General features: G+C 55.5%; 3 protein-coding genes. All 3 read right to left on the bottom strand.

Going from position 1 to position 1,561, the window contains the following annotated elements; genetic code table 11:
• Window positions 1-211 (bottom strand): hypothetical protein (locus VQ03_RS30385; protein ID WP_048454668.1); only part of this gene is annotated, 211 nt, incomplete at its 3' end.
• A 57-nt stretch (window positions 212-268) separates the two neighbouring features.
• Window positions 269-625 carry a hypothetical protein gene (locus VQ03_RS33530; RefSeq protein ID WP_157064337.1) on the bottom strand — a complete coding sequence of 119 codons (357 nt, stop codon included), beginning with the start codon at window positions 623-625 and terminating at the stop codon, window positions 269-271.
• A 38-nt stretch (window positions 626-663) separates the two neighbouring features.
• Window positions 664-1,488 (bottom strand): RHS repeat-associated core domain-containing protein, encoded by an 825-nt coding sequence (locus tag VQ03_RS35380; protein WP_425350115.1) that lies wholly within the window; start codon window positions 1,486-1,488, stop codon window positions 664-666.
• Window positions 1,489-1,561: the final 73 nt, after the last annotated feature.

The following is a 1,561-nucleotide window of genomic DNA, read 5'->3' as shown; positions in this document are numbered from 1 at the left end:
GCCCGGCCGGGTCGGCGAGGGTCAGTGCGGCGAGCGCCCCGAGCGGGTCGTAGGCGTAGGCTGCCAGACCCCCGCCGATGCGCCGCTCCACCCGCCGCCCGCGCGCGTCGTAGCGGCTCTCCACCGTGCGGCCGTCGCGGCTCTCGCTGACGATCCGCCCGAGGGCGTCGCGCGCGACCGTCACCACCCCGTCGCCGTTCTCCGCCCGCACCAGCAGGCCGCGGGCGTCGTGAGCGCATGATTACATTGTTGTGATTTTATATGATGTCTAACAAGAATCTAATTTATCCAATAGTCTACTAATCGCATCAAAATCGACCTTTGTCTTGGCCATATCTCTTAGAGCGCCTATTGAATAGTAAGCGAGTAAATTTTTCCCGGAAACGTCGCAAGGTATGTATTTCTCTAATATACTGACAAGGGTAGAAATTTTCATAATTTTTGCAAATGCTTCATACGGCTTTGCACTTGCGTAAGGTATTTTTTGCAAATAATAATCAGATAGTTTGATTTGGTCAGCTCTTTGCCAAGATAGATGAGGGATAATTGCAATAGCTTCTCCCCAATTTTGATTTTGTATAGGATAATTATCGATTAACCAATCTGCGGCATCGGCCGACTTCATTTTTCGAAGGTTATTAATCTTTGTGATTATGTCGCTATTCATCTGATTGCCTGATGAGGAGAAAATGAATCGGTCGGTAAATTTGCGTTGCCATTTAGCAGCGCAGGCGGTTGGTAGTGGCCAGAACTATTTGACCAGCTAGTGATTTTTCCGCGATTTGGGCCCATATTGTTTCCAAATCTAATAGATCCAGCATAAGAAACTTCCCCGCCGCTACTCAATCCAAGATGTGTAGAAAATTCTGGATTTATATTTGGCCTGGATACAATTACTCGCCCGTCGGGAAGGGTTACAAAGTCGTAGCTTCCAGAAGGAGTAATCCTGTTCCCTCCGGCGCTTTCCAGCCAGTATCTGCCCGAGATGTCTTGGACAAGAGTCCTGACTGGCCGCTGCCGCATGATTGGGTCACCAGGCCTTAGATTGGTCAGGGTGCCGCGGTCAGTGAGGTTTGGTGCCTCCTTTATGTCTGGAGCATTCGAATCGCAGCCCGCAAGACCTAACGGATCCACTTCTGTTGTGGCCTGCTGAACGTATCCTTGTGGCCGCGCCCCTCCCTCTAACCCGATCGGATCCGGACTAACATACTGCCCCGCCTCCGCATCGTAGTACCGGAACCGGTTGTAGCTCAGCCCATTCTCATTGTCCGCCCACTGCCCCGGGAACCCGATCGGGCACAGATCGACCTCGTCCGCATCCGCCTCACCCCGCGCCGCCCGCACCCCCGCCAGCGACAAAGCCCCGTCATTCGCCGCCTCGCCACGCCATAGGCCCCGCGTCCCGCCCCACAGACGGTGCGACCGCGACCAGACCCGTCGCCCCTGCCCATCGTACAGCTCACGCGGCGTCCCGAGATGGTCCGTCACCACGTGGTGCACCACCCCAGCCCGCACCCGCGCCACCGGCCGGAACGTCCCAGGTTCGTGGTGCCACGACACC

The organism is Methylobacterium tarhaniae, assembly GCF_001043955.1.
GTDB lineage: Bacteria > Pseudomonadota > Alphaproteobacteria > Rhizobiales > Beijerinckiaceae > Methylobacterium > Methylobacterium tarhaniae.
Note: the sequence above shows the minus strand (reverse complement) of the source record. Positions and strands in the feature narration are given on the sequence as shown.

Excerpts from the sequence above, each read along its gene's own strand:
- VQ03_RS33530 (WP_157064337.1), bottom strand. The coding sequence starts at position 625 with ATGAAGTCGGCCGATGCCGCAGATTGGTTAATCGATAATTATCCTATA.